The sequence below is a fragment of the Marinomonas lutimaris genome (assembly GCF_019426345.1).
Taxonomy (GTDB): domain Bacteria; phylum Pseudomonadota; class Gammaproteobacteria; order Pseudomonadales; family Marinomonadaceae; genus Marinomonas; species Marinomonas lutimaris.
Map to the genome: position 1 here is coordinate 36,416 of NZ_JAHLLW010000001.1, position 25,462 is coordinate 61,877.

At 43.3% G+C, this 25,462-nt stretch carries 22 protein-coding genes and 1 pseudogene; 11 read left to right on the plus strand and 12 right to left on the minus strand.

Translation table 11 applies throughout. The annotated features are described in order from the left end of the window. Positions 1-103: 103 nt before the first annotated feature. From KPL72_RS00155 to rph, 3 genes are all read right to left on the minus strand, one after another. Complete coding sequence (locus tag KPL72_RS00155) at positions 104-2,518, minus strand: putative bifunctional diguanylate cyclase/phosphodiesterase (RefSeq protein WP_219701043.1); 2,415 nt, start codon at positions 2,516-2,518, stop codon at positions 104-106. 23 nt (positions 2,519-2,541) lie between these two features. Next, positions 2,542-3,336, minus strand: coding sequence for a substrate-binding periplasmic protein (locus KPL72_RS00160; RefSeq protein WP_219701044.1), 795 nt, complete (start codon positions 3,334-3,336; stop codon positions 2,542-2,544). Between the two features lie 224 nt (positions 3,337-3,560). Continuing rightward, positions 3,561-4,280, minus strand: coding sequence for a ribonuclease PH (gene rph / locus KPL72_RS00165; protein WP_219701045.1), 720 nt, complete (start codon positions 4,278-4,280; stop codon positions 3,561-3,563). A 178-nt stretch (positions 4,281-4,458) separates the two neighbouring features. Between rph and KPL72_RS00170 the strand changes: the two genes are divergently transcribed. The 4 genes and pseudogenes from KPL72_RS00170 to KPL72_RS00185 all read left to right on the plus strand — a co-directional run. Continuing rightward, a complete protein-coding gene (locus KPL72_RS00170) occupies positions 4,459-5,325 on the plus strand; it encodes a YicC/YloC family endoribonuclease (protein ID WP_219701047.1) in 867 nt (288 codons plus the stop codon). 152 nt (positions 5,326-5,477) lie between these two features. After that, the gene (locus tag KPL72_RS00175; protein WP_219701048.1) at positions 5,478-5,987 is read left to right on the plus strand and encodes a DUF4198 domain-containing protein; all 510 of its coding nucleotides are present in this window, start codon (positions 5,478-5,480) and stop codon (positions 5,985-5,987) included. 36 nt (positions 5,988-6,023) lie between these two features. After that, positions 6,024-7,163, plus strand: a complete 1,140-nt coding sequence (locus KPL72_RS00180) for a lipase family protein (RefSeq protein WP_219701050.1) — start codon at positions 6,024-6,026, stop codon at positions 7,161-7,163. Between the two features lie 62 nt (positions 7,164-7,225). Continuing rightward, a pseudogene (locus KPL72_RS00185) lies at positions 7,226-7,357 on the plus strand (endoribonuclease YicC domain-containing protein); the annotation flags it as partial. A gap of 593 nt (positions 7,358-7,950) precedes the next feature. Here the strand turns inward: KPL72_RS00185 and KPL72_RS00190 are convergent. From KPL72_RS00190 to KPL72_RS00210, 5 genes are all read right to left on the minus strand, one after another. Further along, the gene (locus KPL72_RS00190; protein ID WP_219701051.1) at positions 7,951-9,018 is read right to left on the minus strand and encodes an alkene reductase; all 1,068 of its coding nucleotides are present in this window, start codon (positions 9,016-9,018) and stop codon (positions 7,951-7,953) included. Between the two features lie 338 nt (positions 9,019-9,356). After that, on the minus strand, positions 9,357-9,740 hold the full coding sequence (locus KPL72_RS00195) for a winged helix-turn-helix transcriptional regulator (RefSeq protein WP_219701052.1): 384 nt from the start codon (positions 9,738-9,740) through the stop codon (positions 9,357-9,359). A gap of 276 nt (positions 9,741-10,016) precedes the next feature. Then, on the minus strand, positions 10,017-11,231 hold the full coding sequence (locus KPL72_RS00200; RefSeq protein ID WP_219701054.1) for a type II toxin-antitoxin system HipA family toxin: 1,215 nt from the start codon (positions 11,229-11,231) through the stop codon (positions 10,017-10,019). After that, complete coding sequence (locus tag KPL72_RS00205) at positions 11,224-11,535, minus strand: helix-turn-helix domain-containing protein (RefSeq protein ID WP_219701057.1); 312 nt, start codon at positions 11,533-11,535, stop codon at positions 11,224-11,226. The genes KPL72_RS00200 and KPL72_RS00205 overlap by 8 nt, the downstream gene beginning before the upstream one ends. Positions 11,536-11,750: 215 nt before the next feature. Continuing rightward, positions 11,751-12,584, minus strand: coding sequence for an ion transporter (locus tag KPL72_RS00210; protein ID WP_219701058.1), 834 nt, complete (start codon positions 12,582-12,584; stop codon positions 11,751-11,753). A 257-nt stretch (positions 12,585-12,841) separates the two neighbouring features. Between KPL72_RS00210 and KPL72_RS21315 the strand changes: the two genes are divergently transcribed. After that, positions 12,842-12,976: an entericidin EcnAB gene (locus KPL72_RS21315; protein WP_110577088.1), complete on the plus strand. Its 135-nt coding sequence runs from the start codon at positions 12,842-12,844 to the stop codon at positions 12,974-12,976. Between the two features lie 65 nt (positions 12,977-13,041). On the opposite strand, the gene KPL72_RS00215 is transcribed toward KPL72_RS21315, so the two are convergent. Next, positions 13,042-13,935, minus strand: coding sequence for a LysR family transcriptional regulator (locus tag KPL72_RS00215; protein ID WP_219701059.1), 894 nt, complete (start codon positions 13,933-13,935; stop codon positions 13,042-13,044). 107 nt (positions 13,936-14,042) lie between these two features. Between KPL72_RS00215 and KPL72_RS00220 the strand changes: the two genes are divergently transcribed. The 3 genes from KPL72_RS00220 (at position 14,043) to KPL72_RS00230 (ending at position 16,057) form a co-directional block, all read left to right on the plus strand. Next, on the plus strand, positions 14,043-14,360 hold the full coding sequence (locus tag KPL72_RS00220; protein WP_137170626.1) for a DMT family transporter: 318 nt from the start codon (positions 14,043-14,045) through the stop codon (positions 14,358-14,360). 79 nt (positions 14,361-14,439) lie between these two features. Beyond that, the gene (locus tag KPL72_RS00225; protein WP_219701061.1) at positions 14,440-15,369 is read left to right on the plus strand and encodes a LysR family transcriptional regulator; all 930 of its coding nucleotides are present in this window, start codon (positions 14,440-14,442) and stop codon (positions 15,367-15,369) included. A 73-nt stretch (positions 15,370-15,442) separates the two neighbouring features. Beyond that, positions 15,443-16,057: a LysE family translocator gene (locus KPL72_RS00230; RefSeq protein ID WP_219701063.1), complete on the plus strand. Its 615-nt coding sequence runs from the start codon at positions 15,443-15,445 to the stop codon at positions 16,055-16,057. Positions 16,058-16,079: 22 nt separating this feature from the next. Here the strand turns inward: KPL72_RS00230 and KPL72_RS00235 are convergent, their stop codons facing one another. Further along, on the minus strand, positions 16,080-16,889 hold the full coding sequence (locus tag KPL72_RS00235) for an AraC family transcriptional regulator (protein ID WP_249422027.1): 810 nt from the start codon (positions 16,887-16,889) through the stop codon (positions 16,080-16,082). 96 nt (positions 16,890-16,985) lie between these two features. Here KPL72_RS00235 and KPL72_RS00240 point away from each other — a divergent pair, with 96 nt between their 5' ends. Both KPL72_RS00240 and KPL72_RS00245 read left to right on the plus strand, forming a co-directional pair. Then, on the plus strand, positions 16,986-18,188 hold the full coding sequence (locus KPL72_RS00240; protein WP_249422028.1) for an MFS transporter: 1,203 nt from the start codon (positions 16,986-16,988) through the stop codon (positions 18,186-18,188). Positions 18,189-18,323: 135 nt separating this feature from the next. Continuing rightward, positions 18,324-20,312, plus strand: a complete 1,989-nt coding sequence (locus KPL72_RS00245; protein WP_219701072.1) for an LTA synthase family protein — start codon at positions 18,324-18,326, stop codon at positions 20,310-20,312. 70 nt (positions 20,313-20,382) lie between these two features. Here KPL72_RS00245 and KPL72_RS00250 read toward each other — a convergent pair whose 3' ends face one another. Both KPL72_RS00250 and KPL72_RS00255 read right to left on the minus strand, forming a co-directional pair. Next, a complete protein-coding gene (locus tag KPL72_RS00250; RefSeq protein ID WP_249422029.1) occupies positions 20,383-22,311 on the minus strand; it encodes a sensor histidine kinase in 1,929 nt (642 codons plus the stop codon). A gap of 22 nt (positions 22,312-22,333) precedes the next feature. Continuing rightward, complete coding sequence (locus KPL72_RS00255; RefSeq protein ID WP_219701076.1) at positions 22,334-24,535, minus strand: bifunctional diguanylate cyclase/phosphodiesterase; 2,202 nt, start codon at positions 24,533-24,535, stop codon at positions 22,334-22,336. A 291-nt stretch (positions 24,536-24,826) separates the two neighbouring features. On the opposite strand from KPL72_RS00255, the gene gmk reads away from it, so the two are divergent. After that, a complete protein-coding gene (gmk, locus tag KPL72_RS00260; protein ID WP_072839393.1) occupies positions 24,827-25,450 on the plus strand; it encodes a guanylate kinase in 624 nt (207 codons plus the stop codon). Positions 25,451-25,462 lie beyond the last annotated feature (12 nt).

The window sequence follows — 25,462 nt, forward strand, 5'->3', positions numbered from 1 at the left end:
TGCTTCTCCTTATTTTTATTGTGAATAGATAATCGCAGAGTCAAAGAAGCTTGTAAGGCGCAAAAACGCGCACAATGACTGACATTTAACGCCATTCTTGCTATTAAGCGTTTTGGGACTGCAATGGAAACGTGATATCGCCAGAGAGATATTGTGTTGCAGTGTCGGCTTTTACAGGTTTAGAAAAGAAATAACCCTGATATTTCGAGCAGCCCATGTTTTCCAGAATGTCCTTTTCTACTTGATGCTCTACGCCTTCAGCCAGTACTGATAAGTTCATATGCGTCGCCATAGACACGATTGTATTAATGATCACATGGCTCTGTGGATCGCTCGTTAAATCACGTACAAACGATTGATCGATCTTTAATTGCGTAATAGGAAAGTGCTGCAAATAACGCAATGAAGAATAGCCCGTGCCAAAGTCATCTATGGAAAAACGTATATTGTGTTCTTTGAGTTGCCACATTTTTTCAGCAACAGAAGCAATATTTTCGACCAACATACCTTCGGTGATTTCTAAATCGAGCAAGCTTGAATCAACTTCAGAGCGAGCGATAACATCGCAGACGCTTTCAACAAAGCTCTCCTTAACAAACTGATACGGACTGATGTTTATTGCCACGCCTTTAAAAGTCGGCGGAAGGCCAATATCTTGCCACGCCTTTAATTGCTGACAAACATTGTCTAACACCCAATTACCAACACCATAAATTAAACCGACCTCTTCAGCGACTGGAATAAATCGATTGGGTGGCACTAATCCAAGCTCATCATTAAACCAACGAATAAGCGCTTCGAAACCTATTAATTGTCCGTCTTGGTTTACTTGTGGCTGATACTCCAAGTAAAACTCATTGTTGCCAATCGCGCTGTGTAAGGCTTTTTCCAACTTAGCTCGCTCGGCAACCTGCTGTTGCATTTCTTGTCGATAAAAACGGTAAGCATTACGACCACTTTCCTTAGCTTCATACATGGCAGTATCGGCTTGGCGTAAAATCTGGGCATCGTTCGCCCCCTCAAACGGAAACAGGCTGATGCCAATGCTCGCAGATATAAATAAGTCAGTTTGCTCTAAACGGAACACCTTAGACAACTGTGACAACAAGGTTTCCGCCAACAAAGTCACTTTGCTTTGTGCTTCTTCGAACGTCCTTCCCAACATAGGAATCAATAACACAAACTCATCGCCGCCCATTCGAACCGCAATATCCGCTTCCGACAAACAGGCCATAAGGCGTTTTGAGGTTTCAACCAAAAGGGCATCACCAACATGATGTCCCATGGAATCATTAATGCTTTTAAAGCGATCTAAGTCGATAAACAACAAGCCACCAACATGATCATTATCCTGTGCGGTGGTGATGACATTTTCAATATTCTGATTTAAAAATCGTCGATTTGGCAAATTGGTCAGAGCATCGTAATAGGCCAAAAACTGAACCTGTTCTTGATCTAATTTTCGTTGCGTAATGTCTCGAAAAGACGCCAAGAAATGCGCTTCATGATCCAAAGTAATAATGTTTCCACACACTTCAACCGGGAAATCGATGCCATTACTTCGACGATAGTTAGTCTCATAAACTTTAGCCTCACCTTGAGATCTTTCGGCCCACTCTTTCAATCGCTCCGGTGTATGATCAAAATCGATCTGTTGGATTTTTAACGTCAACAAAGCGGATTTATCATAAGCCAATAATCGACACGCCTCGCCATTGCAGTCGAGAATTTGACCCTTTAGGTTAGCCAGCAACATACTCTCACTAGACTGATGTAAAACAGCTTTAAAATAGGCTTCGCTTTTTGCCAGCTCAGTTTCGACCTTTCGCCGTTTATGCCAAAGTGCAGTAATAGTACGAGCTAAAATCCCCAACTCATCTTCTCGAGCGGTTTGCTTAAATTGCAGTTGAACAGGATCGTTACCGTCTTTTTCTAACCAACTCAACTGATCAATTAGTCGAGAAAGAGGTCGAGATATTTGCAAATAAAAGAGAATAAACATGGCAGCGCCGAGTAGAAACGCCGACAAAAGCGAAGTGCTAATTAAGCGGATATTACGACGTAAGAAAGCATTCGTTACCGCACCGCTATCAATCGAGACTATAACGGTTCCCACAGACAAATGAGCATTCCGCATTAACGTCAGCCGGAAGTCCTGCGGCAATTCCTTAAAGACTTTTTCAGATAAGCCCCGCAGAAACATAGGCTGCAAAGGACGATATGTACTTGCCAACTCATTACCCAAATCATCTTCCAAACGCGTTTTATAAAAACTCCCCGAACGCATCAGTCCTGTAAGTACTTTTTTGGCTAAGCCCTCATCCAATAAATAGGCCGCTTCCGTGGCCGCATTCTCGGCAATGTACAATGTCGACATTACTTGGGATTGAATAGTGGCCTTCTCCTCTTGCCAATCGACAAAAATTTGCAAAGCACTCATCGATAGACTAAGCAACAATATCAGCACTAATGCCCATTTAGCTTGTTTGTAAGATAGACGCTTGCGCAGTGGTAACATAATCCCTCACGATAACTAAACGGCTAATTAAGCTCAGAAGAAATTCCATATCGCTTGAATATTTCATCTCTTTTGCCGCTTTCATCCAATTCTTTTAAGCCTTTATTTAATACATCTCGCCACTTTTCTGCATCTGGGTACTTTTTGCTAAAACAGACCGCATAATAATCCGCCCCGACACCTGCAACATCATAAAAACTTAACTGATCCATTACGCCCATACGTTTTGCCGCAAACATCGCACTATCACGTTCGGTCATAAAAATGTCTTTATTACGGCGCAATATGAGTTTGATTCCTTGCTCTAATCCTGAGACCGAAGCAAAAGGAATTTTAGCGCTTTCCAATATAGACGTTTGCGCCCAACCATTGACTGCTGACACATGAAATTTGTTTAGTATCGCCAAGGTTGTAGCATAACCGTCTAAAAAAGAACGACGCGTTACAAAGGCATTAGCAGAATGACTAAGAGGCGTTGAATACAACGCGAACTTCTCACGTACTGGAAGTCGACGACAAGACACAGCTCCCAGCACCAACCCCGCCTCAACGTCTCGCATAATTCGCTTCCAGGGCGTTAATTCAATTCGAACTTTTACGCCTTGCGTTGCGTATGCGGCCCGTAAAATATCCACATCAAAACCATAAACATCTTCGGCATCTTCAAAATTCGCAGGGGGAGACAACTCAGCGGAATCAATAATGTGCGGAGGCAAATGAATGGTATGAAGAACAATTTCTTCGGCTCGAACGGATGGCAGGAACAAGAACACAAACCCCAAAAGACACGAGTGCAAAAATCGTTGGACTCCTATCATGAAATTCGCTTCTCCTCTCTTCTATTATGAAGATAAAACCATCACCACCTAATTTAACATTGTTCAAATATGCAGCAGAATGCAAGCCGACTCAAGCTTTAAACCGCCACCAGCTTACCTGTTTGCAAATTGTTACATTACACATGCCGACGACAACCTTTCAGGCAAAAAAAATCTAGCCGAAACTAGATTTTATAAAACGCGTTAACGCCTAAAAACAGTAATTACTTATCAAACAAAGCCGCACGTTGTATTTCCATGATTTCAGCAATGCCTTTACGCGCCACAGCCAACATGCCCATCATCTGCTCATCACTAAAGGCTTCACCTTCGGCAGTGCCTTGGATCTCAATGAAACCGCCTTTGTCGTTCATAATAACGTTCATGTCTGTTTCAGCGTTTGAATCTTCTGGGTAATCCAAATCCAACACAGGCACGCCTTTATAAACGCCCACAGAAATCGCTGCAATTTGCGATACGATTGGATTCGCTTTGATTTTTTTGTTCTCAACCAAAACACGCATAGCATCTGCCAAAGCGACAAAACCACCGGTAATAGACGCAGTACGTGTGCCGCCATCGGCTTGAATCACATCACAGTCAATGGTGATGGTATTTTCGCCTAACTTTTTAAGATCCACTGCCGCACGCAACGAACGGCCAATCAAACGCTGAATCTCAACCGTACGGCCGCCTTGCTTACCTCGGGCGGCTTCGCGATCCACTCGACTGTGTGTAGAACGCGGCAACATACCGTATTCCGCTGTAATCCAACCTTGGCCCTTGCCTTTCAAAAAACGCGGCACGCCATGAACCACAGTCGCCGTACAAATAACTTTCGTGTCGCCACATTCGATCAGCACCGAGCCTTCGGCATGTTTGGTAAAATTACGCGTGATTTTCAGGGGACGTAATTGATCTGCTTCTCTTCCGCTTGGACGCATACTTGCTCTCTCTATCGATAAACATCATAAAGGCGCAATTATAACGAACCCACATAAAATTGCGCCCCCAGCGACGGGAAAACATGACATTTAGCAAACCTGTCGAACACAGTCTGGTTAGGCTACAATATCGCCTTTGTTTTTCTTTATTTACTGATCTTTTTTATAGGTACTCAACATGACAGCAAGCATGACCGCCTTCTCACGCCAAGAAGCCGTATACGATTGGGGCACCATCAGCTGGGAAGTTCGCTCAGTGAATCAGCGTTACCTAGAACCCAGCTTTCGTCTACCAGAAAACTTCCGCGAGCTTGAGTTTGCTTTTCGTGACGTGCTGCGTAAAAAGATCAACCGAGGCAAACTAGAATGCCAACTACGCTTCCAAGGCGTAGACAAAGCCGCTACCAATCTGACAATCAATCCAAATAACGCCCAAGCCTTAGCAAACGCCATAGAAACGCTTGGCACATGGTTCAAAGATCTGGATCCTGCCAATCCTCTCGACATCCTGAAATGGCCTGGCATCCTTAGTGATGAAGGCAGCGACTTTGAAATGATGAAAAAATCCGTCGTAGAGCTCTTTAATAAGTCTGTCGACGAAATGATCCAAGTTCGCCTACGTGAAGGTGCGCAACTAAAAGACATTATCGAACAACGTCTTGATGCCATAGACGCCATCGTTGTAGAAGTGCAAGCCAAACTGCCAGAGATCATCGCTGCCCAGAAACAGAACTTACTGGATAAACTCGAAGCCGCCAAAGTCGACCTAGACCCAATGCGCGTCGAAGCAGAAATCGTCTTACTGGCCCAAAAAGCCGACGTGGCCGAAGAACTGGATCGCCTAACGACGCACACCAAAGAAGTCCGCCGTCAGCTACAACAAAAAGGCCCCATCGGCCGCCGACTTGACTTCCTAATGCAAGAACTCAACCGCGAAGCCAACACCCTGTCGTCAAAATCCATCGTCGTGGAAACCACCCAAAGCGCCGTGGAATTGAAAGTTCTGATTGAACAAATGAGAGAGCAGATACAGAATATTGAGTAAATTTTACACTTTAGAAGATGGCCGTATTACACGTTACTTTATTAGAATTTGCATATGTCAAAGTAAAATACTCTGTAATATATTAGGTTGTTAGAAAATTTTATTAATTAACCTTTTTAAAATACCGACCAAATCAATAAGGAAGTAAAGCTATGGTAAGCTTTTTTGGTTTAAAACGTTATGACGTTGAGCTGTCTCCTCCAGTAAAAGGAAGAATCACTGATAATGGAAAGCCAGTAGCTGGAATAGAAGTTGAGCGTAGGCTTTTTTATAGCGGATACAGTAAAGAAGCAATATTTGACTATGCAACAACTAATGCTGATGGTGAATTCTCATTTGAAGAAAAAATAGTGAAGTCTCGTGCTCCAGGAGATATTTTTGGACAAAACGCCCCTATTTCTCAAAAAATTTATATAGAAAAAAATAAAAGTATAAACGATGAAAATTATTGCTTATGGAGAGTAAGTAAAGGCCATAGTCCAGTACCACCTTTAAGTCTTTTAATGTCAAAATTAAATGCCGACTTACAAAGTAATGAATTTGAATACACTATCGATACATCAGGATATAATGTAAGAAATGAGCAAATGGTAGTTAGTATCTGTGATTGGACGGATAAAAAAATTCTAGAGAAATTTAATAACGACGATTTTAACGATTAATCTAATACGTTATCACTTCTATTTTAAGGACAAAATATGACAGAACTATCGCCAAGATTGGCCTCTCAGCTAGCTTTACTCTCTTATCAAATAGAGCAAGGCACTACAGATATAGAGGTACCTAGATTTATAAGAAATAATTTCACATTAAATAATGTACAACGAGGAACATCCGGAGGTTTCTTTTATCGAGTAGAAACCGGTTTTGCTTTAATTGGCCATGGTAATGGAGAAACCTATAAGAATGATCATGTTATTGCAATAAGAGGAACAAATACAAAAGCCGATGCAATTACAGATATAACTTGTCACAGCACCAACAGTGATTCTGGAAACTCAGTTCATAAAGGGTTTCAGTCAACATTTTCTTCTCTTAGAGACGGCATTAAAACATACATGGATAAACCAGACGTTCTGAATGGAAACGGCGTTATTCATTGTGTTGGTCATAGCCTAGGTGGAGCCGTAGCAACGCTTGTAGCAGATTGGATCAAAGTCACCTACAACAAAACCGTTTACTTATACACTTTTGGTAGTCCCCGTGTTGGTAAAAAAGACTTTGCTACAAAAGCCAGCACACGTATTGATAAAATATTTCGCTGCGTACATGCCTCGGATCCAGTTACTAAAGTACCTGTTTGGCCTTATTTTCACGCTCCTATCAATGGCACTGAGTTCATATCTTTAAAGGTTCAGGATATTAATCCTGCGACCCATTCTATGGAATTTAATCCTGGATATGTTACAACCGCAGCACATGATCAATGGGATAACATCTCCAGCCAAAAAGGCATATCTATCTCCCAGAGAGTTATTCTAAATTATGAAGATCGCCTTCATGCTTTTTATTCAACACACTGGGCAGATAAAATCATGGCCGCTTTGATCACTGCATTATGTGACGGTGGCTATACAGCTTTAGTTGGTTCACTACAAGCAAGTGCAGCAGCTATAGGAACCGTATATGACCTAATGGCACAAGCAGTTACGAAGGTTGCTGCCTTGGCGGGATATGATGAGCAAGTGAGGGGGCTTTTAGGTCATATGATAGTATTCGCTGGGCTAGGTGCGGGAATTCCAATTAAGCTTACTTATTCTTTTATAAAGTGGGTATTTGAAAATACCATAGCCAGACTACTTAAAACGGCTAGAATTGCATTACAAGCTATCGCCTAGCAGTAATTATGTGTAGTCATACCAACCAAACTAGGTGGGTATGACTACCATTCATCATTGGATTAATGCAAGAACTCAACCGCGAAGCCAACACCCTTTCGTCAAAATCCATCGTCGTGGAAACCACCCAAAGCGCCGTGAAATTGAAGGTGTTGATTGAGCAAATGAGAGAACAGATCCAAAACATCGAATAGGTTTCTGGGTAGAAAGTTACCAATCCAAGAACGTCTTAAAGCCATGTATTACCTTATGAAGAGCATTGAAAATACAGGGCTTTTTTGTTTTTTCCGTCCAAACCGGTTTGCTGATGTCCGTTGCAAACTACCTGTTAAGTGGTAGTCAGCCATTATTGCCCTCCATTATTTCAGCAACTATGAAGTAAACACGGGAAAACTCACAACAAAGCCGAACCAAAAAAAATATTTAGACGGTGAAGAGCTGTACTTTTACGTCAGCAAACGAGGCTAACTTTATTGGATGATCAGCTACACCACAGCCAAATGAAGACGAGAAGCAACTCCTTTAATATCTCTAGCGGCCGCTAGAATTGCTTTCGAAAGGAAGTACGTGACGGCATAGATCCTCTTCTGGAAAAACAGAAAATAGAGTTACCTGACATTGAAACCGTGGATAAGTTGTCCCTCGACTGGTATCAAACAGATATTAGCCGAAGATACTAATAACCTCGATTCCATTCAAATTTAAACGCCATGCCCAACGGACATGGCGCTAGCCGATTCAGATGCAAGATATAAACTTCCTGCTAATCTGTTTCGATCATGATTGCCTAGGCCAACGGCGGGTAGTCTATGTAGCCTTCTTCTCCACCACTGTAATAACTAGAAGTATTCGCAGTTGCCAATGGAGCATCCTGACGGAAGCGTTCCGGTAAGTCAGGATTACCAATGAACAGGGTGCCAAATGTGACGGCATCAGCCAAGCCATTTTGCAGCGCCTGTTCCGCAGACTCTCGGTCATAGCCAACATTCAAAACGAAAATTCCTGAGAATCGCTGACGAGCACCTGGCGCAAAAGCTTTAAGACCTTCCGGCAAGGTCGCTGGCTCCATGAAATGCAAAATACCAACATTTTTCTTTTCCAGTGCCTCCACTGCGTACATGTAGGTCTGCTCAAGATTAGAATCGCCCATATCGTTGTACGGAATGCGCGGTGACAATCTAACCGAGACTCGGGAAGGCCCGAAGACCTTTATTGCAGCATCTGTGGCCTCAAGCAGGAAACGTGCTCGCTTCTCAACAGTACCACCATACTCATCGGTTCGCTTATTCGAACCATCTTCCAGAAACTGCGCAGGCAGATAGCCATTGGCACCGTGGACTTCGACACCATCAAAACCCGCTTCTTTTGCGGCCAACGCTGCCTTTTCATAGTCATTAATGGTGGACTTGATTTCATCAAGAGTTAGTTCGCGTGGAGTCACAGAGGGTTTGACACCTTCTGGTGTGAACGCCTGACTATTAAAGGGAACGGCTGATGGTGCAACGGGAAGTTCTCCACCATGGAAATCAGGGTGAGACGCTCTCCCTGTATGCCAAAGCTGAGCAAAAATAAGACCACCAGCTTCATGAACCGCTTGGGTTACCTTCTTCCATCCCGCAATTTGCTCGGGAGTATAAATTCCAGGAGTATTCGTCCACCCCACAGCTTGAGCACTGATCTGGGTACCTTCAGTGAAAATGAGTCCTGCCGATGCGCGCTGCGTGTAATAGGTTGCAGTCAATTCATTGGCCACTTGATCCTTTGAACGAGCCCTGGTCATCGGCGCCATAAATACCCGATTCTTGAAAGTGAGCTCTTTATTACTCAACGGTGCTAAAAGCTTTAGGTTTTCCATATATTCCTCATAGTCTTGAATTTAATTGATGTACGCCCACACTTGACGATTAGTCAGGTACGGCTTGACTAAAGAGGCTGAGGCTCTTTCAGTCTAGCAAAGCAATGACGAAGTGCAACTCGCTGACAAAAGGGTTAGTTGCCAATAAGCAGGGGCAGATACCAAGGTATCAAATAAACCTAGTATCAATTAGGTACTTTGAGTCGTCCTAGTAGGTTTGAGGAAACCTAGCTCTCCGAAATAAACGTAGAATGTTTGGCTATCGAACTAACGACTAAAGCCTTGTGTGTAAGCAGTACCAAGACTCTGTGTCCCTAAATTGAGCGGAACTACTTATTCTACGAATTTGTTGTTTCGTTCGCAGTCGCGTCGAACGCTTGCCTAGCAGCATCAACCTCTGGCAGCTTAGTGACTGTCCATTCATGCAGCGCACGAAAAGGCTGTTGTAGCGTTTGACCCAGCGGCGTAATTTGATATTGCACTGCGACTGGTGAAAATGAGATCACTTCTCTCGATACTAATCCATTACGTTCCAGCCGTCGCAGGCATTGAGTGAGCGATTTTTGGGTGACACCTTGCAGGCGACGACGGACCGCATTGAAGCGTTGTGGACCATCATCAAGCACAGCCAGCACCATCATCGACCATTTGTCAGCGATCTGGTCAAACAAAGCTCGGCTAGGGCAGTCGGACGAGAAGCAGAGCGGTTCGATTTCAAGCATAATGATCTCCTTTTGAGTACTTAGGCGACCTACAGCGCCTGATTTACCCAAAGTATACAAGATATACCGACAATATCTATCAGCACTATCGAATGCCTTATTATCCCTCATTGCAATACAAGCAAACTGTATAGTCTCTTCACCATCCAGGTAAAACCGAATTATGACAACCTCAACGACACGACACATCGATTCATTCCTGAGAGCATTTCGGGCTCAATCTACTGCCAAGTCGGTGAGTTTAGATAGGCTTATTGCGCACGCCCCACTAACGATTTAGCGTAGCGGTATACTTCGTAAGTGTGTTTCAATTGCTTCAATCATCGCCTTAGTAAGCGGTAAATGCGCTTTTTCTTTCGCCCATATTTCATGGAAACCTGCCACGGTTTGTTTGGCGGTATCCAACACCAATTTTTCTGGCAGCATGGCTTTAGCGGCTAAGTGTGATAATTCATCCAGCGTGAAGTCACTGAACTTTTTGCTACGGCTCACCTTCAGCGACGCACTATCGTCGGGGATATAGGGAATGGTCGAGACAAAGTCATAGGCAGGCGCAATGGATGCGGTGCGTTTGTCTTTGTAAATCACAGACCAATTCTTCAAATGCATATCGGCATTGCCAATGAGTGTATTGAACACCAATCTGCGCGTAAATTCTGCGATGTCTTTGTCTTGACCTTCGATGCCGATAACCTGAGCAATATTACGCATACTGGCTTTTTTGTATTTATCTTGAGGATAAATGCCAAACACTTGCGCAAAGTCTTCAATGTGTACCGCTTGACCATCAACACGGTCAAAGCGTTTGATCGCAAACGCACTAGTGCCGAATTTGCCAATCCCTGCTGGGATATTAGCAATCTGATCAATGGAGAGCAGCTGAGTCTCTGGCACGTCCATGCCCAACATTCGGGCCAATTCCATCATCGAATATTCGTTTTCTGGCACAGCGTCAAAGCGAGACGACGGCAATTTCACAATCCAAGAGCCACCTTGACCCGTAGCAGGGATCGTCAAACCGCCATTTGCCTGCTGCACAGCTGAAAACTTCAATTGCACTCCCGCCAATGAAAAGCGCATGGGGGCTTCAATTTTCGTCTCATCGTCAATGTCTTGATGCACATTAGGCGGCAGCGCTTCACCATCAGCCGGTTCAACCGTGATCGCACCTGCTAAATCCTGTCCAAGTACCCACAATAGAAAAAATTCTCGCGCGGGGTTCACTCCGGCACGCTCTGCCAGGTAATGGCGCATGGTTTCTTCTGGCAAAAGGTTAGAGAAAAATGGCGTTAACTTAGTTTGGGTCGGTTTGAAGTTAGTCAGCAAGCCACCCAGTGTATCTTTAAAACCAAGCCCTAACACGGGCCGTGATTCGTCATTAATGTACGAATCCATAAAGGCAAAAAGTGTTCTATCATTACCCACGTTGGTGATGGTTGCGATGGGTTCACCGTAGAGCAAAACGTTGAGCGTAGAGACATTGTTAGTCATCGTCGTCTTCCTCTAACTGATATGCGGGCGACATCTGCTCATCTTCATCGCTGAGACCTTGGCTGCTTCGAATAATCGACTTAATAGCAGGAACAGACTTTTTAGGCGCAACAAACAGCTCTAGGTCGAGTACACGGGCAAGTGCTATCAAACTGGACATTCTGAGATCAACGCCACCAGACTCGATTTTCGAAATATGGCTTTGCGGTACACCCGAACGCGCACTTAACTCTCTCTGGCTAAACCCCTTTCGTACCCGAGATTCTCGAAGACTTTGTAGTATCTGCTCTGTTACATAACTCATATTGATACGCCTTGATATATCAAGAGATAAATTTTATATATAAAAACATATCACTCCACTACAAAGAGCACAAGAAGCATTATCTACAATAGTAGATCAAAGAATATATTCCGATATATCATTATAGATAAGTGAGCAATTTGCTCACTTATCTTGGGCAGATGGGGGAGTTGAGCCTCGCCTATGCTCCATTACTCACTACCAAGACTTCGTCATTATTCCCTTGGTTTGTTCATGTCTTGGCGCAGTGCTTGTAATTCCTGTTGAAGCTGCTGCATTTGCTCTAGTAACTGTTGCTGGGTGGCTTTTTCTGTGTCGATATCTTCTTTGTGTTCGTCGTCGTGCATGGTTTGCACGGCGTTAACGATGACAGCGATGAAGAGGTTGAGCATGGTGAAAGTGGCGATGAGTATAAACGGAATGAAGAACGCCCAAGCGTAAGGGAAGGCTTCCATGACGGGACGCGCGATGCCCATGGACCAGCTTTCTAGGGTCATTACTTGAAACAGGGTGTATAGCGAAGCGCCTAGGCTACCAAACCATTCAGGAAAAGCGTCACCAAATAATTTGGTCACCATAACGGCGGCCACGTAATACACCAGCCCTAATACCATGGCGATGGACAACATACCGTTCAATGATTTGATTAACGCGCCGACAATTTTTCGCATGGATGGTACAAAGGTCAGTACGCGTAATACTCGCAATACTCTGAGCGCACGCAATACCGCAAACGGCCCACTGGCTGGTACTAGGGCGATCCCTACGACGACGAAGTCGAACACATTCCAACCGTCTTTGAAAAAGGCAAAACGGTGCACAAGCAAACGAATAGTGAGCTCAATAACAAACACCGCCAATATAGCCTTGTCCAGTGCAATTAAAAACGAGCCAGCTGTTGCCATTACCTCAGACGAAGTTTCTAATCCGAGAATAACAGCATTGACTAAAATCAACGCCAATAGAATACGCTGTATCGTCGAGTTCTCAATAAACGCCTTTAAACGCTGGCGCGTTGAATTTGTTGGAACAACCGATGTACTGGGCATGTATCACCTCAATCCTAAACTATCCCAAGCAGGGTTAAATTGACGTCATTCTATGACAGAGCTGGATAAGGTCAATCTATTTTGCTGTCAATACATGGACCTGCTTAAGGATTTTTCCTATAAGGTTTACAGTAAGCTGGGAATAGAAAACAGTCTGTAAAAAAACCATATATTCTAAGTTAAATCAAAATAGTGGATCATTCTTTACAAAACTTTTTGCTAATCTGTAATGACTCATATTAAAGAGAGGTTTAAACATGAAGTTTCCATTATTAGTCATTGCGGTAACACTTGCATTAGCTGGCTGCGCAAATACTTGGGAAGGCGTGAAAGAAGACTCCTCAAAAGCGTACAACAGCACGAAAGAAACGATTCATGAAGCGACTGAATAAATCGATTTTGTAAGTCATGACAGTATTTTAAAGCCCACTTTTACGTTATGTAAAAGTGGGCTTTTTCACATACAAAGGTCCGCAGAAAACGCATTTTTACAAGCATCAAATAACCATTGGTAAGCGGGGCCGCGATTCGCGCCTTTTTTGGAGACCAAATCCACAGGAACGGACCAAGGCTTGTGGTCAAAAGTCACGTCGATTTTATGAATATCACCGGTTTCGATGAATGGTTGAACCAAGGATAAGGGCAAATACGCCCAACCTATTTTTTGTTGTATCAACTCTAAAACCGCGTAGTTACTTGTACACCACCATGCGTTTGGCGTCATGCTGATTAAGGCTTGCGACTCTTTTTTAAAAAAGCCACGAACGGCTATTTGCCGATAGGGTGCAAGGTCAGATTCCGACAATAAGCTCAGCTCTGCCAAAGGAAAGTCCCAGTGGCAAACAGCAATAAAGTCCACACCGCCCACGTAGCAGAAATCGACTTGCTTGTTCGCTTCTACTTCTGAAAACATAATCCCCATATCAATATTTCCATTCGCCACGGCTTCGGTAATATCGGGAGAAGCAAGGGATACGATGTCTAGCTGGACATAAGGAAATTGCTGAGCAAATAGCGCAAATATCGACGACACATGAGGGGCGATTAACGCATCATCAATGGCAATAGTGAGCGCACTTTCTTCGCGCCGATGAATGGATTCGGCAATTTTTTCAAATTCATGGGACTGGGCTAAAAGCGCTTTCGCACTGCGAATTAAGCGCTCCCCTTCTGACGTTAGCTTTGGACTGCGAGAGGTGCGATCAAACAGTTCAACCCCCAAGTCTATTTCTAAGCTGCTGATGCCGTGGCTCACGGCTGACTGCACCTTGCCTAGTTTTCTCGCGCACGCTGAAAAAGACCCTAATTCAGCGGACAACACCAGCATATTAATTTGTTCAAGACTTAACATATGAAAAATATCGATAGTTAATAACTTTTTATCATCATAAATATCGATACTATAAAAAGCAACTTCGCCCACATGAGTGCGAATATTTTTAGTATGGAGTAATGGAAATGAGTTGGTTGTATTTGCTACTGGCAGGATTAACAGAAATCGGTTGGCCTGTTGGGCTAAAGATGGCGCAATCTGGTGGTTCAAAAGTATTGGGCATTGCCATTGCGGTGGGTTTTATGGCAGTCAGTGGTACCTTGCTTTGGTTGGCACAGAAAGAAATTCCGATGGGTACCGCCTATGCGGTTTGGACAGGAATCGGTGCATCTGGTACGTTTTTGCTAGGTATTTGGTTTTATGGCGATCCGACATCCTTGCTTCGCTACATGGGCGTGCTGCTGATTATTCTTGGCGTGGTGGTGTTAAAGTTTGCCCATTAAGTTGGGCAATTTACCTTGCGTTATGGTGAGTAAAACCGAAAAATAAGCCGACCACTCTTCAGCCTGTGAGCCTATCGAGATGATCCACCGTGTTAACCTAAATTTGTTGCGTTCATTAAAGGTGTTGCTAGAGGAGCGCCATGTTAGCCACGCGGCCAATAAATTGAATCTAACGCAATCTGCGGTTAGCCGTCAGCTTAGCCAGCTTAGGCATTTATTTGCGGATCCATTGCTTATTCGCGAAGGCAATACTCTGATTCCCACACCTAAAGCGCTAATGCTGCAAACGAAGCTGACTCATTGGTTTCTAGAGTTGGATGATTTACTGGTAGAAGAGGCATTCGAACCAGCAAAATGGCATGGCGAGTTTGTGCTCTCATCCAGCGATTATGTGGCGCAGTATATTTTGCCTGATATTGTCGAAGCCTTGGCAACTCAGGCGCCCAATGTATCAATGCAGTATCGTTTATGGCAGCCAGATTTATTGCCTCAGCTTGCCACCTCCGATATTCAGTTGGCATCAAGCATGTCTCCAACGCAACCAGAAGGTGTGTCTTCTGTTAAAATAGGTGAAGACTCCCCTGTTTGCGTGATGAGCCATGCTCACCCTTTGGCAACACAAGACACCCTGAGCATTGACGATCTTCTCGCCTACGCTCATATTAAAGTGATCGGCGGTGGCGATAAAGACAGTTACGTGGATGAGGCGTTAGCCAAACTAGAAAAGCAACGCCGCTTTGCGCTGAAGGTGCCATTTTTCTATGCGGCAGCGCAATCACTGTGTCAAAGTCAGCACCTTTTGGTGATTCCAGAACACATTGCTCGAAATTTAAAAAAACACTTTTCTCTTACCTATAAACCGCTTCCCATCCCCACACCTCGTCATAAGTACTGGCTGATTTGGCATGCAAAATACGATAATGACCCCTCTCATCTGTGGATGAGAAATCTCGTTTTGCAAGTGATGTCGAAAGCCGCTTATTCTATAGGCTATGATTCAAGATCATAAGCACTATGAGAAAAGATGATTTCATTTGATACTAAGGGCTTGCTAATCTGCTTCGATCATTAAGGAGCAGCGTATGTCACTGTCTATTTGGTTTTCCCTGTTTACCATTTGTTTGCTTGGTGCTATCTCACCAGGTCCGAGTCTCGCGATGGTCATTAAACACAGTTTGGCGGGTGGTCGAGCAAACGGTTTAGCCACGTCTTGGGCGCACGCAACAGGCATTGGCTTGTACGCGCTACTATCCATGCTTGGCTTAGCGGTGATTTTTCATCAGTTTCCTTTGCTATTTCATGCCATCAGTTACGCAGGGGCAGCGTATTTGGCTTACCTTGGTGTGAATGCTCTGCGTTCCAAAGGTGGCATTGCGGCCAAACTGGAATCCGGCACTCCCGTTAGTGTGTTTCAATCGGCAAAGGAAGGCTTTCTCGTGTCGATTTTAAGCCCCAAAATCGCCTTATTTTTTGCCGCGCTATTCAGCCCTTTCGTTGCCGAAGTTCATCAGGTAAGTGGAAAAATGCTCATGGTAGCAACGCCTTGGCTGGTGGATGGTCTTTGGTACACCTTGATTGCGTGCCTGCTATCGAATGCGCGCTTCTTGGAAAAGTTGCGCAGCCAAGCCATGTGGATTGATCGCTTATCTGGCTTAGCATTAATTTTCTTAGCGCTGTATATTCTCACGACGATCTAAGCGAACCGTAACGGGCGCTCTGTCATTCCTTGCCCCAACGTTCAATCCGATACTGCCTTGGCGATTTCCCCAGCGCTTTTTTAAAGAAGGTGATGAAAGCGCTGACGGAGTCGTAGCCCAGCTCTTCGGAGATGGTTTGAATGGGCATGTTGATCGCCAATTTTTGCAGCGCGAGAACAATGTGAAGCTGGCTTCGCCATTGACCAAAAGTGAGTTGTACATGACGTTTGATCATCCGTGCCAGTGTGCGTTCGCTCATGGCGAAGTCGCAGGCCCATTCACCTAGGGTGCGTTTTTCATTGGGTCTGGCAATCAGCTCAAGAGCGAGGCGGTTGAGGGTTGGTTCATCAGGGATAGGGAAATCAAACTCTTCTCGCTCAAGTTCAATAAGCTGGTCGATAAGTACGTCGACGAGCCGATCTGTGGCAAGGTCGGTTTCTTCATAGCGTTGTTGCGAGTGCAGATGCAATATCAGTTCACGTACAAATGGCGTAACCGTCAAGGTACAAGCCACTTCTGGCAAAGGTAAATCACTACCATCGACAAACAACATGCAGACATCGGCATTGGGTGATATCTGATTGCGATGCATAACATTGCTGGGAATCCAAACCGCGCAACGCGGTGGAACAAGCCACATTTTGTCGTCAATAAAGCTGGTCACAACCCCAGTTAGCGGTAAAACCAGTTGGCCTTTTTGATGTTTGTGCCAAGGCGTTTCCTCACTATGTGGTACCGATTGCGAGCGCAATACGAGAACGCGATGTGGATAATGATCCGCAAAACAAAGGTCGGTCAGTGTCTCAAAAATGCTTTTGTCTGTATTTCGCAATTTATTGTCCAAGTCGCTTAATTCAGCAAGCAGAGTAACCCATATAATAGCGAATCGACAATATCTCCCGAAAACCTCTTTTTCGAAATGGACGCCATGAAACGATTACTTAAATTAGCGCAACACGACGCGGCCTTTTTACTCTTGTTTATCTTTTTGGTAGCGCTAAGTTTGCGTGGCCCCGTGACAGGTTTGCCACCCTTGTTAGATAGAATCAGTACGGATCTGCATTTAAGCAGCTCGCAATCCGGTTTGCTTACTAGCTTGCCACTGTTGGCGTTTGGCTTTTTTGCGCCTGTGGCATCTTGGTTAACTCGCCACTTTCGTATTGAGCGCATTTTGGCGTCGGGCGTTGGCTTGATTGCCATTGGTATGATTATTCGTACTTTTGGTTCGATCAGCACCTTGTATATCGGTGCGATATTTATTGGCGCCGGAATTGCCATTGGTAATGTCTTGCTGCCAAGTTTACTGAAACGCGAGTTTCCGCATTACGTGGTTCAGCTCACGGCGATTTATGTGCTGATGATGAGCATCGGCGGCTTTTTGATGTCGAGCCTTGCGGTGCCATTGAGTTTATATGCCGAACAGCCAAGCTTTGACCTGCCAATGAGTGGTTGGTCATTTGCTCTGGCGTGTCAAAGTGTGTTGATTCTGTTGCCTTTGGTGGTGTGGTTTAGCTGCAAAATAACCCAGCATCAACCGCCACAAACCGGTAACGTTGAAATATCAACGTCCGTTTGGCGATCTGTAACCGCATGGCAAGTAGCAGGATTTCTAGCAGTAAACTCGCTGGTGAATTATGTGGTCGTCGCTTGGGTTCCGGCTATTTTAATGAGCAATGGCTACACCGACTCGACCGCTGGCTTATATCAAGGTTATTTGCAATTGGCAGGAGCGGTTCCTTCGTTGATTTTAGCGCCGTTTATCCATCGCTTAGGCAGCCATAGACGCTTATGCTTGTTTGCCACTGGATTAACAACGTTAAGCTTAGCTGGCTTTTTATTCATTCCTAGTTGGTCTGGTGTTTGGTCCGTATCTTTTGGTTTCGGCGTTAGTATGGGCTTTATTTTAGGTTTGTCATTCGTCAGTTTGCGAACGAATAGTCCAAAGCAAGCAGCGGCCCTGTCTGGTATGGCACAATTAATTGGTTATACACTTGCGGCCATTGGTCCGGTGTTGATTGGTGCGCTTTACGATTGGCACCAATCCTGGACTGCGCCACTTTATGTCATGCTGAGCATTGGCGTAATTTGGATGGGATTAGGCTGGATGGCAAGCCCAAAACCAAGTCGTTAAGCTTTTAGTCAATTCTTCTCTAATTAAGTAAGAAGCAAGATTTTCTCTACCGCTTACTGATTTTTATCTCGGTATTGGCCATTTATTGAGTGCTATAATCACCAGCAATTTAGGTATTTTAGGATAATCACAATAATGTATCAGAGTCGAATGCGACCTCTTGTGGTCACGTTAGCGATCCAAATATTTTTTATCGTCTTGATATTAATGCTTGGTCGCTATTTTATGCTGCAGTATTTTGCAACTCCTGCGGAGCTAGCAAAACATGGTGAAGATGTTACACGTATGTGGTCTATTGGCGTTCGCTACGATTTTCGTATCGGCAGTATGTTCATGGTTCCCTTCTTCTTAGTCGGCTTATTATTCTGCGCGAACAAAATATCGTGGCGCTTTTTGAAAGCCATTAGCCCCTTTTTAATGGGCTTGATTATGTTCACTGTAGTTATGGTGACCATCAGTAACTTTTATTATTACCAAACGTATCATAACCATTTTGATATTTTCGCTTTTGCTTTAGCAGATGACGATACAAGCAGCATATTGCTCAATATCTGGCAAGATTACCCTGTCATCAAAAGCTTAACAGCCTCCTTATTTTTCGGTTTTATCTCATATCGCTTAGCCAAATACACCCTACGAGATACCCAACGTAAACCTTGGCATCTTAGTGTTTTTATTGTTTATGTATTAATCGCATTCATTGTTTTCTTTATTGCGGCACGGGGCAGTGTCGGAACGTTTCCATTACGCAGGGGTAATGCACAAGTTTCTCAGTTATTGATTCTTAACAAGCTGTCTCCAAATGGCTTTATGGCGTTAGATTGGGCTGTTAAAGACAAGAAGATGGATGAGTCTTTCGCGCCTGTTAGTCGTGAAAAAGGCGAGTCCTTAAAAGCACAACTTGGCATTAATAGCTTGGATGAAAGAACACCAGTCAATCCCTGGCTTGAGACAAACAAACCAAACGTTGTCATGACAGTCATGGAAAGTTTTGGTAGTAACATGTTGGCGTTTGATGACCCTGAAACAAATGATCTTTTAGGAGAGCTGCGCCCGCACTTTAAAGAAGACTTTGTTTTCAAACGTTTTTTGTCTGAAGACAATGGTACTGCGCCATCGTTAGCCGCTCTGCTTTTTCATAGCCCATTTGAAAACATCAGCCACAGCTCTGAGCAAAAAGTGAAACTGCAAGGCGTGCCCTTCAATATTTATAAAAAAGCAGGCTACAAAACTGTCTTCATCTCGCCTGGTAATATGTCATGGCGCAACTTGGTAAACTATTTGCCTTTGCAAGATGTAGACACTGTTTACGATCAAAATACTCTGACGCAGATGTATCCTGAGTCAGCCGCCGAAGCTGGTGCTTGGGGGGTTCCTGATGATTATGCCTATCGCTTAGCTGAGCGGGTGCTTAAAGAAGCGACTGAACCAACCTTCATCACTATTTTGACCATTACAAATCACCCGCCTTATATGACGCCAGCACGTTATAAAGCAGCACCTTTTGATGTGACAACCGAGGTTGCCAAGCACTCTAGCGATGATGAGGCAGCTCAAAAAGCACTGCTAAAAACCTATCAGTTTGCAGCTGATGCTTTCGGGAAGTTTATCACGGCCGTTGAAGGTTCAAGTGCAGGCAATAAGACCATCATTGCGGCCACTGGAGACCACCAGATGCGTCGTTTGAATGCGTTTTATCCTCAAGAACAAGTGTTAGATCGTGCCGTCCCATTTTACCTACATGTTCCTAAAGACATTCTGGAAAATACGAACTGGAAGTATGATTCAAACCGAGTGGGATCACACAAAGATATTTTCCCAACTTTGTACAATCTAAGCCTGTCAGACACGCCCTATCAAGCGATTGCAGGCCGTAATATGCTAGCGCCTATCGATGACGAAAGTCGTGCGTTTGGTTACAACGTCACGCTATGGATTGATAATGACGGAGCTTATCCAATGGTAGGTAAAGCGGCTTTTTATCCGTGGGAAAAAGGCACAGAACTTCGTACAGCAACCAACAGCGAACATCCGAGTCAACAACAGCAAGAGCGTCAAAAAGCCTTGCCTGAGTTACTCCGCTGGCAGTTAAATTCACAAGTGCGTGGCTTTACTGATAAATAATCTGTTCACCTTCTAGGGAAGCTGAAAAGCTCCGGTGACTATGAGCATTGGAGCTTTTTATAAATGATGGTTAAACATCCATTTCTACATCTGCGACATAAAGTGGGATGGTTAGTGTAAAAGTTGTTCCAACACCTAGCTCTGATGTAACTTCTATACGTCCATTCATTAATTTGTTAACCCACTGACTCACCAGATGTAAGCCCAATCCTGTATGTTGCTTAGTTCTACCTGTGGTGAAAAAGGGTTCAAAAATATGCATTTTAATTTCTGGAGAGAGTCCTCTGCCATTATCGCTAATGACCAGAATTAGATGGTCTTGCTCTTTTTTAGCAGTAAGGGCAATCACGCCTTTATCCAGGCGTTGAAAAGCATGATCCAGTGCATTATCGACAAGATTCTGAATGATCTGAGAGATAACGCCAGGGTAACCCAGCATATCAATGTCTTCTGGACATTCACTCTCTATATGAATATCAGCACGTTTTTTCAAGACTGGCTTATAGGTGAATAAAATGTCATTGACGACATTATGAAAGAAAAAAGCCTGCATATCCTGAACGGTTCTATCCGATACAATCCGTTTAAAGCTGGAAACCACATCGAGAGCACGGACGAGGTTTTTTTCTGCAATAAGCAAAGAGCTATCTATTTTTTCTAGACCATCTGAGGGATGCTGTTTAATCTCCTTATCCAGCCATATTTTACATGAAGATAAAGCCATTCTGACGCCGCCAAGAGGCGTATGCATTTCATGAGCTAGCCCAGCAACCATCAAGCCTAGCGAAGACAATTTGCTACTTTCTACCAACTCATCCTGAAGATCCACCAAACGCTTATTCGTTAAATTCAATTTCCGGTTAACCTGTTCGGCTTGGTTTTTTTCTTGTTGCACAAGTTTAAGCAGTCGATAGGTTTCAAATTGCGCTGTCGTTTGACGCCAAATCAACCAAGCTATCAAAGTAAAGAAAATGCTCGCAATACCAACAATGGTTAAAATCAACTTAACTCGCCACGCAGAAAACACCTCAGAATTAGAACGTGCAATAAAATATAAAGACGGTGTTTGGAAGCCTTTTACATCGATTCCCTCTTCGTCTATATGCAGTTTCAAAAGACTCCATAAGCGACCATCATCGAAAATTCGTTCTAACCCGTCCGCGGCATTCATTTCTCGCCAAATAGCTGGAAAGTGCGTTTTGATATTAAAACTCAAGTCGTCAGGGTGCAGGATTCCGCCCCATTCAAGACTTCGATCCGCTGCTAATACCCAATTGCCATTAGTGTCGATTATTTCTAAATACACGCCTTCACTGCTAAAGGTACGCACCAATTCAAACAATTTAGTCAAATCGTAATTCACCACTAAAATCCCAGGCAGATTACCATCGACTCTAACAACACCACGAACCGTTGGCTGAAAAGGTCGGACAATTTCTTTATTTTCAATATTCAAATCCAATGAGGAAATAAACACATCGTTACTGTTATCAGGTACATTTTTTACATAATGCCGATCCGATTTATTTTGTAATTGATCATCAGGTACACGAGTACTGACACCGGCCTGAGAGTTGACTCGAATGTGCTCTTGGCCATTTGGCATAATCCAACGAACTTGTGAGATCAGCTTAGACGTTCGAGCAAATTGGTTGAATTCATCCGCTACCTGAGTCTCCCAATCATCAGGGATGATTGCTTCAGTCTGTGATGATGCCGAATTTTGTGACATAGAGTTTTGAGAGGCTACAGTTTGAGAAGCTGTATTCTGAGCAGACAAACGCACGTTAATACTATTACGCAACAATAAGGTAACACGCTTAATATGCCCCATTTCACGGCTAAAAACACTGGCGCTACGGGACAGTACTTCTGATTCATTCCATGCTAATTGGCTGATTTTATTATCTAAAAAGAATCGATAACTGCCCCAACTAAACAAAATTGTGAAAACCAAAATACCTGACAAATACATGAAAAGTAATGATTTTTGTGACATCCGTTTACCAAAAATCATATTGTTATAAGCCCTTTTTAACCCAACTGATCGTATCGTCTAATGACATAGGCTTAGCAAATAAGTAACCTTGGCCATCCTCGCAACCTAAAACCAGTAAATGCATTTTTTGCTGCTCGGTTTCAATACCTTCTGCAATAACACTGAGCCCTAAGGAATTTCCTAGCTCAATAATCATCTTCAAAATCTCCCAATCTTTTTCTGACTCTTCCATGCGCCATACAAAACTATGATCAATTTTGACTGTTGAAACCGACAAAGTAGATAAATAAGCCAAGGAAGAATAGCCAGTCCCAAAGTCATCAATATTGACTCGTACACCTAATGTTTTTAAAGCTGTCAAGTGCTTGTTAATGGTGCCTTTTTCTTCAATAAATTGAGACTCTGTAATTTCTAGCTCAATCATCTCATTTGGAACATCTTCTTCTTCAAGAAGCTTTTTAAAGTTATCGAAATAATTAGGGCGAATGATTTCATTACCGGCAACGTTCACCGAAATAGGTACATTAATACCTATATTTTTCAACGTCTTAATAGCTTTGCAGGACTGCTTCAACATTTGCTGATCTAATTTATCAATCAGACCGCTACTCTCCGCTAAGGCAATAAATTGATCTGGTGGAATAACGCTACCATCTTTATGAGTCCATCTAGCAAGTGCTTCAAAACCCACCAGCTGATTGTCTTTCAAATTTACCTTAGGTTGAAAATACGCTCTAATTTCATTGTTTAGAATCGCCTCTCGCAGATCTTTTAATAGCTCATAACGCCCAAACATGGCTGATGCCAAAGGCTCAGAAAACGCTAGATAGGATACACCTTCGTATTTGGCTCTTTCTAAGGTGCTTTTTCCTACACTGACTAATTGCTCAGGCTCATAATTAGGGAAATCTGAAAATTTCACTGAGCTTACAGTCAAATCAAGAGAATGTAAGGAGTTTTCAACTTCAATGCTGGTATGGATAATATTTTCGAGCGACGCTTCGTTGTAATCCTGATCGTCGTACACTATCAGCACCAAGGTATCTCGTTCAAGTAGAGCTATATCAACCGTTTTATCAAAGAAGTGACTTAAATAATCATACAAAGAAAGGGTAAGTTGGTCGCAATATTTGGAACCTAATACCGACTCGGTATAAGCCAAATCTTCTACATAAAGCATTAATAAAGTGGCTTTTTCACGCTCCCAAGAAAACATATTGCGTATTTCACGAACCAACCAGTTTTTATTATGAATCCCTAAGGTAGGCTCAACATAAGCCAATTCTGTTAGCTTATTGTGCAAGGCGACATTGCGGAAACCGGCACTAATGTTTTCACAAAATACCTGAAGCAAATTAATCTCATTTGCGGCAAGATTTCGGTCTAGCTTTACTACCACCATGTATTCTCGATCTTCCAACTCTTTATTCGAAAAATACAACACAGAAAAACCATCCTGAAACACATGGCTTTTCTTATTATTCGCCAACTCAACCGCCTCTCTTAAAATACTGTCTTGTACCACAGATAAAAAATATCTATGTATATGTGTCGAAAATTCGCCGCAAGCCGCCACGATTAAGGCTTTTTCTAAATGTTCTTCTTCTGGATGGAAAAAACACACGATACCGCCACCACTAATTTTCAACAGCAGTCCAATTTCCTCCAGAATAGAATGAGTATAATCCGCAATATCGCTCTTTGACGCTATTCTCTGACTCGCGGCAAGTAATAACTGCATACCATGACGAGCTTCTTTCATATCAGAAAGATGTTCCCACGTACGCAAATTACTTAGCACAATTGTCTGTAAATGAGCCTGTGTGAGGTCTGATTTACACCAGTAATCATCAATATCGTATTGGCCAATAAGGTCATCTACAGGCGCCATGCCAGGCTGACCTGTCAATAAGACGATACGAACCAAATCATTGCCAATCACATCGCGTATTGTACGAATTAGACGTAAGCCTGCCACATCGGTTTCCATAACAACATCAAGAAAAATCACCGATATATCAGGGTTGGCCGCAATCACCGTCGCGGCATCACTAGCGGACGACGCAGTTAGAAACTCAACCTGTTTCCCATCATAATTGAGTGCACCAAGGCCATTCATTAGCGCCTCTTGGTAATCAGGATCATCTTCTACAGATAGTACTTTGCAGTAATTTCTTTGTTTGGACATTGCTTGAAGTATTTTTTTGTCGCAGGGTAAATCCATTGCATTTCCCTTCCTTGTTCCATTATTTATCTGTTGATTACTTATCCTTGAAGCTTAGCCTTGTTTATGAAAAAAGCATCTCGAACAATTAAAAACTTTGTAACGAATTATTATTGATCACAAAGCCAATAGAATATGGCCGACAAAACCTGAAAAATTAGACAGTAAGTTTGACAAACATTTCTGTCAAAAAGCGCCAATATCGACAATAATCGCCGACTAAGAACAGGCATTTTGTTTGTGATATAGTAAGACGTTGAAAAAGACAAAGACTGGTGGACCAAACAACCCATGGACAAACACAAAGGCAATTTATTCATCTTATCAGCCCCTTCTGGAGCCGGTAAATCAACTTTATATAAGGCACTTCTTAGCCAAGACAATAACGTGCGGATTTCTATCTCTCATACCACACGTACGCCACGAACTGGCGAAGAACATGGCCGAGAATACTATTTTATCGATGATGAATCCTTCTTGGACATGATTGCTGAAGACGCTTTTTTCGAGCACGCTCAAGTTTTTGATAATTATTACGGCACATCAAAAGAGTCCATTTTTGGTATGCTAGAACAAGGCTTAGATGTGATTTTAGAAATAGACTGGCAAGGCGCTCGCCAAATACGTCAGCTCTACCCTGAAGCCATTGGCATATTCATTTTACCGCCGTCATTACAAGCGCTAGAAGAACGTTTAAGAAAACGCGCCACAGACTCAGATGAAGTCATTCAGCGTCGTATGGCAAAGGCGGTTAATGAGATGTCGCATTATCATGAATATGATTTTGTTATTGTAAATGACGATTTTGATGAAGCACTTTCACAAATCTCGTCGGTTTTTACCGCAATGCGCTCAAAAACCCCTGTTATGCAGGAAAAATATGGCAATCTTATAAATGATCTCTTGTCATTGTGAGAAGCCGTTAAG

What these genes read in the sequence shown, in the direction of transcription:
- KPL72_RS00155 (WP_219701043.1), bottom strand. Translation starts at nt 2,518, where the DNA reads ATGTTACCACTGCGCAAGCGTCTATCTTACAAACAAGCTAAATGGGCA.
- KPL72_RS00160 (WP_219701044.1), bottom strand. Translation starts at nt 3,336, where the DNA reads ATGATAGGAGTCCAACGATTTTTGCACTCGTGTCTTTTGGGGTTTGTG.
- rph (WP_219701045.1), bottom strand. Translation starts at nt 4,280, where the DNA reads ATGCGTCCAAGCGGAAGAGAAGCAGATCAATTACGTCCCCTGAAAATC.
- KPL72_RS00170 (WP_219701047.1), top strand. Translation starts at nt 4,459, where the DNA reads ATGACAGCAAGCATGACCGCCTTCTCACGCCAAGAAGCCGTATACGAT.
- KPL72_RS00175 (WP_219701048.1), top strand. Translation starts at nt 5,478, where the DNA reads ATGGTAAGCTTTTTTGGTTTAAAACGTTATGACGTTGAGCTGTCTCCT.
- KPL72_RS00180 (WP_219701050.1), top strand. Translation starts at nt 6,024, where the DNA reads ATGACAGAACTATCGCCAAGATTGGCCTCTCAGCTAGCTTTACTCTCT.
- KPL72_RS00190 (WP_219701051.1), bottom strand. Translation starts at nt 9,018, where the DNA reads ATGGAAAACCTAAAGCTTTTAGCACCGTTGAGTAATAAAGAGCTCACT.
- KPL72_RS00195 (WP_219701052.1), bottom strand. Translation starts at nt 9,740, where the DNA reads ATGCTTGAAATCGAACCGCTCTGCTTCTCGTCCGACTGCCCTAGCCGA.
- KPL72_RS00200 (WP_219701054.1), bottom strand. Translation starts at nt 11,231, where the DNA reads ATGACTAACAATGTCTCTACGCTCAACGTTTTGCTCTACGGTGAACCC.
- KPL72_RS00205 (WP_219701057.1), bottom strand. Translation starts at nt 11,535, where the DNA reads ATGAGTTATGTAACAGAGCAGATACTACAAAGTCTTCGAGAATCTCGG.
- KPL72_RS00210 (WP_219701058.1), bottom strand. Translation starts at nt 12,584, where the DNA reads ATGCCCAGTACATCGGTTGTTCCAACAAATTCAACGCGCCAGCGTTTA.
- KPL72_RS21315 (WP_110577088.1), top strand. Translation starts at nt 12,842, where the DNA reads ATGAAGTTTCCATTATTAGTCATTGCGGTAACACTTGCATTAGCTGGC.
- KPL72_RS00215 (WP_219701059.1), bottom strand. Translation starts at nt 13,935, where the DNA reads ATGTTAAGTCTTGAACAAATTAATATGCTGGTGTTGTCCGCTGAATTA.
- KPL72_RS00220 (WP_137170626.1), top strand. Translation starts at nt 14,043, where the DNA reads ATGAGTTGGTTGTATTTGCTACTGGCAGGATTAACAGAAATCGGTTGG.
- KPL72_RS00225 (WP_219701061.1), top strand. Translation starts at nt 14,440, where the DNA reads ATGATCCACCGTGTTAACCTAAATTTGTTGCGTTCATTAAAGGTGTTG.
- KPL72_RS00230 (WP_219701063.1), top strand. Translation starts at nt 15,443, where the DNA reads ATGTCACTGTCTATTTGGTTTTCCCTGTTTACCATTTGTTTGCTTGGT.
- KPL72_RS00240 (WP_249422028.1), top strand. Translation starts at nt 16,986, where the DNA reads ATGAAACGATTACTTAAATTAGCGCAACACGACGCGGCCTTTTTACTC.
- KPL72_RS00245 (WP_219701072.1), top strand. Translation starts at nt 18,324, where the DNA reads ATGTATCAGAGTCGAATGCGACCTCTTGTGGTCACGTTAGCGATCCAA.
- KPL72_RS00250 (WP_249422029.1), bottom strand. Translation starts at nt 22,311, where the DNA reads ATGTCACAAAAATCATTACTTTTCATGTATTTGTCAGGTATTTTGGTT.
- KPL72_RS00255 (WP_219701076.1), bottom strand. Translation starts at nt 24,535, where the DNA reads ATGGATTTACCCTGCGACAAAAAAATACTTCAAGCAATGTCCAAACAA.
- gmk (WP_072839393.1), top strand. Translation starts at nt 24,827, where the DNA reads ATGGACAAACACAAAGGCAATTTATTCATCTTATCAGCCCCTTCTGGA.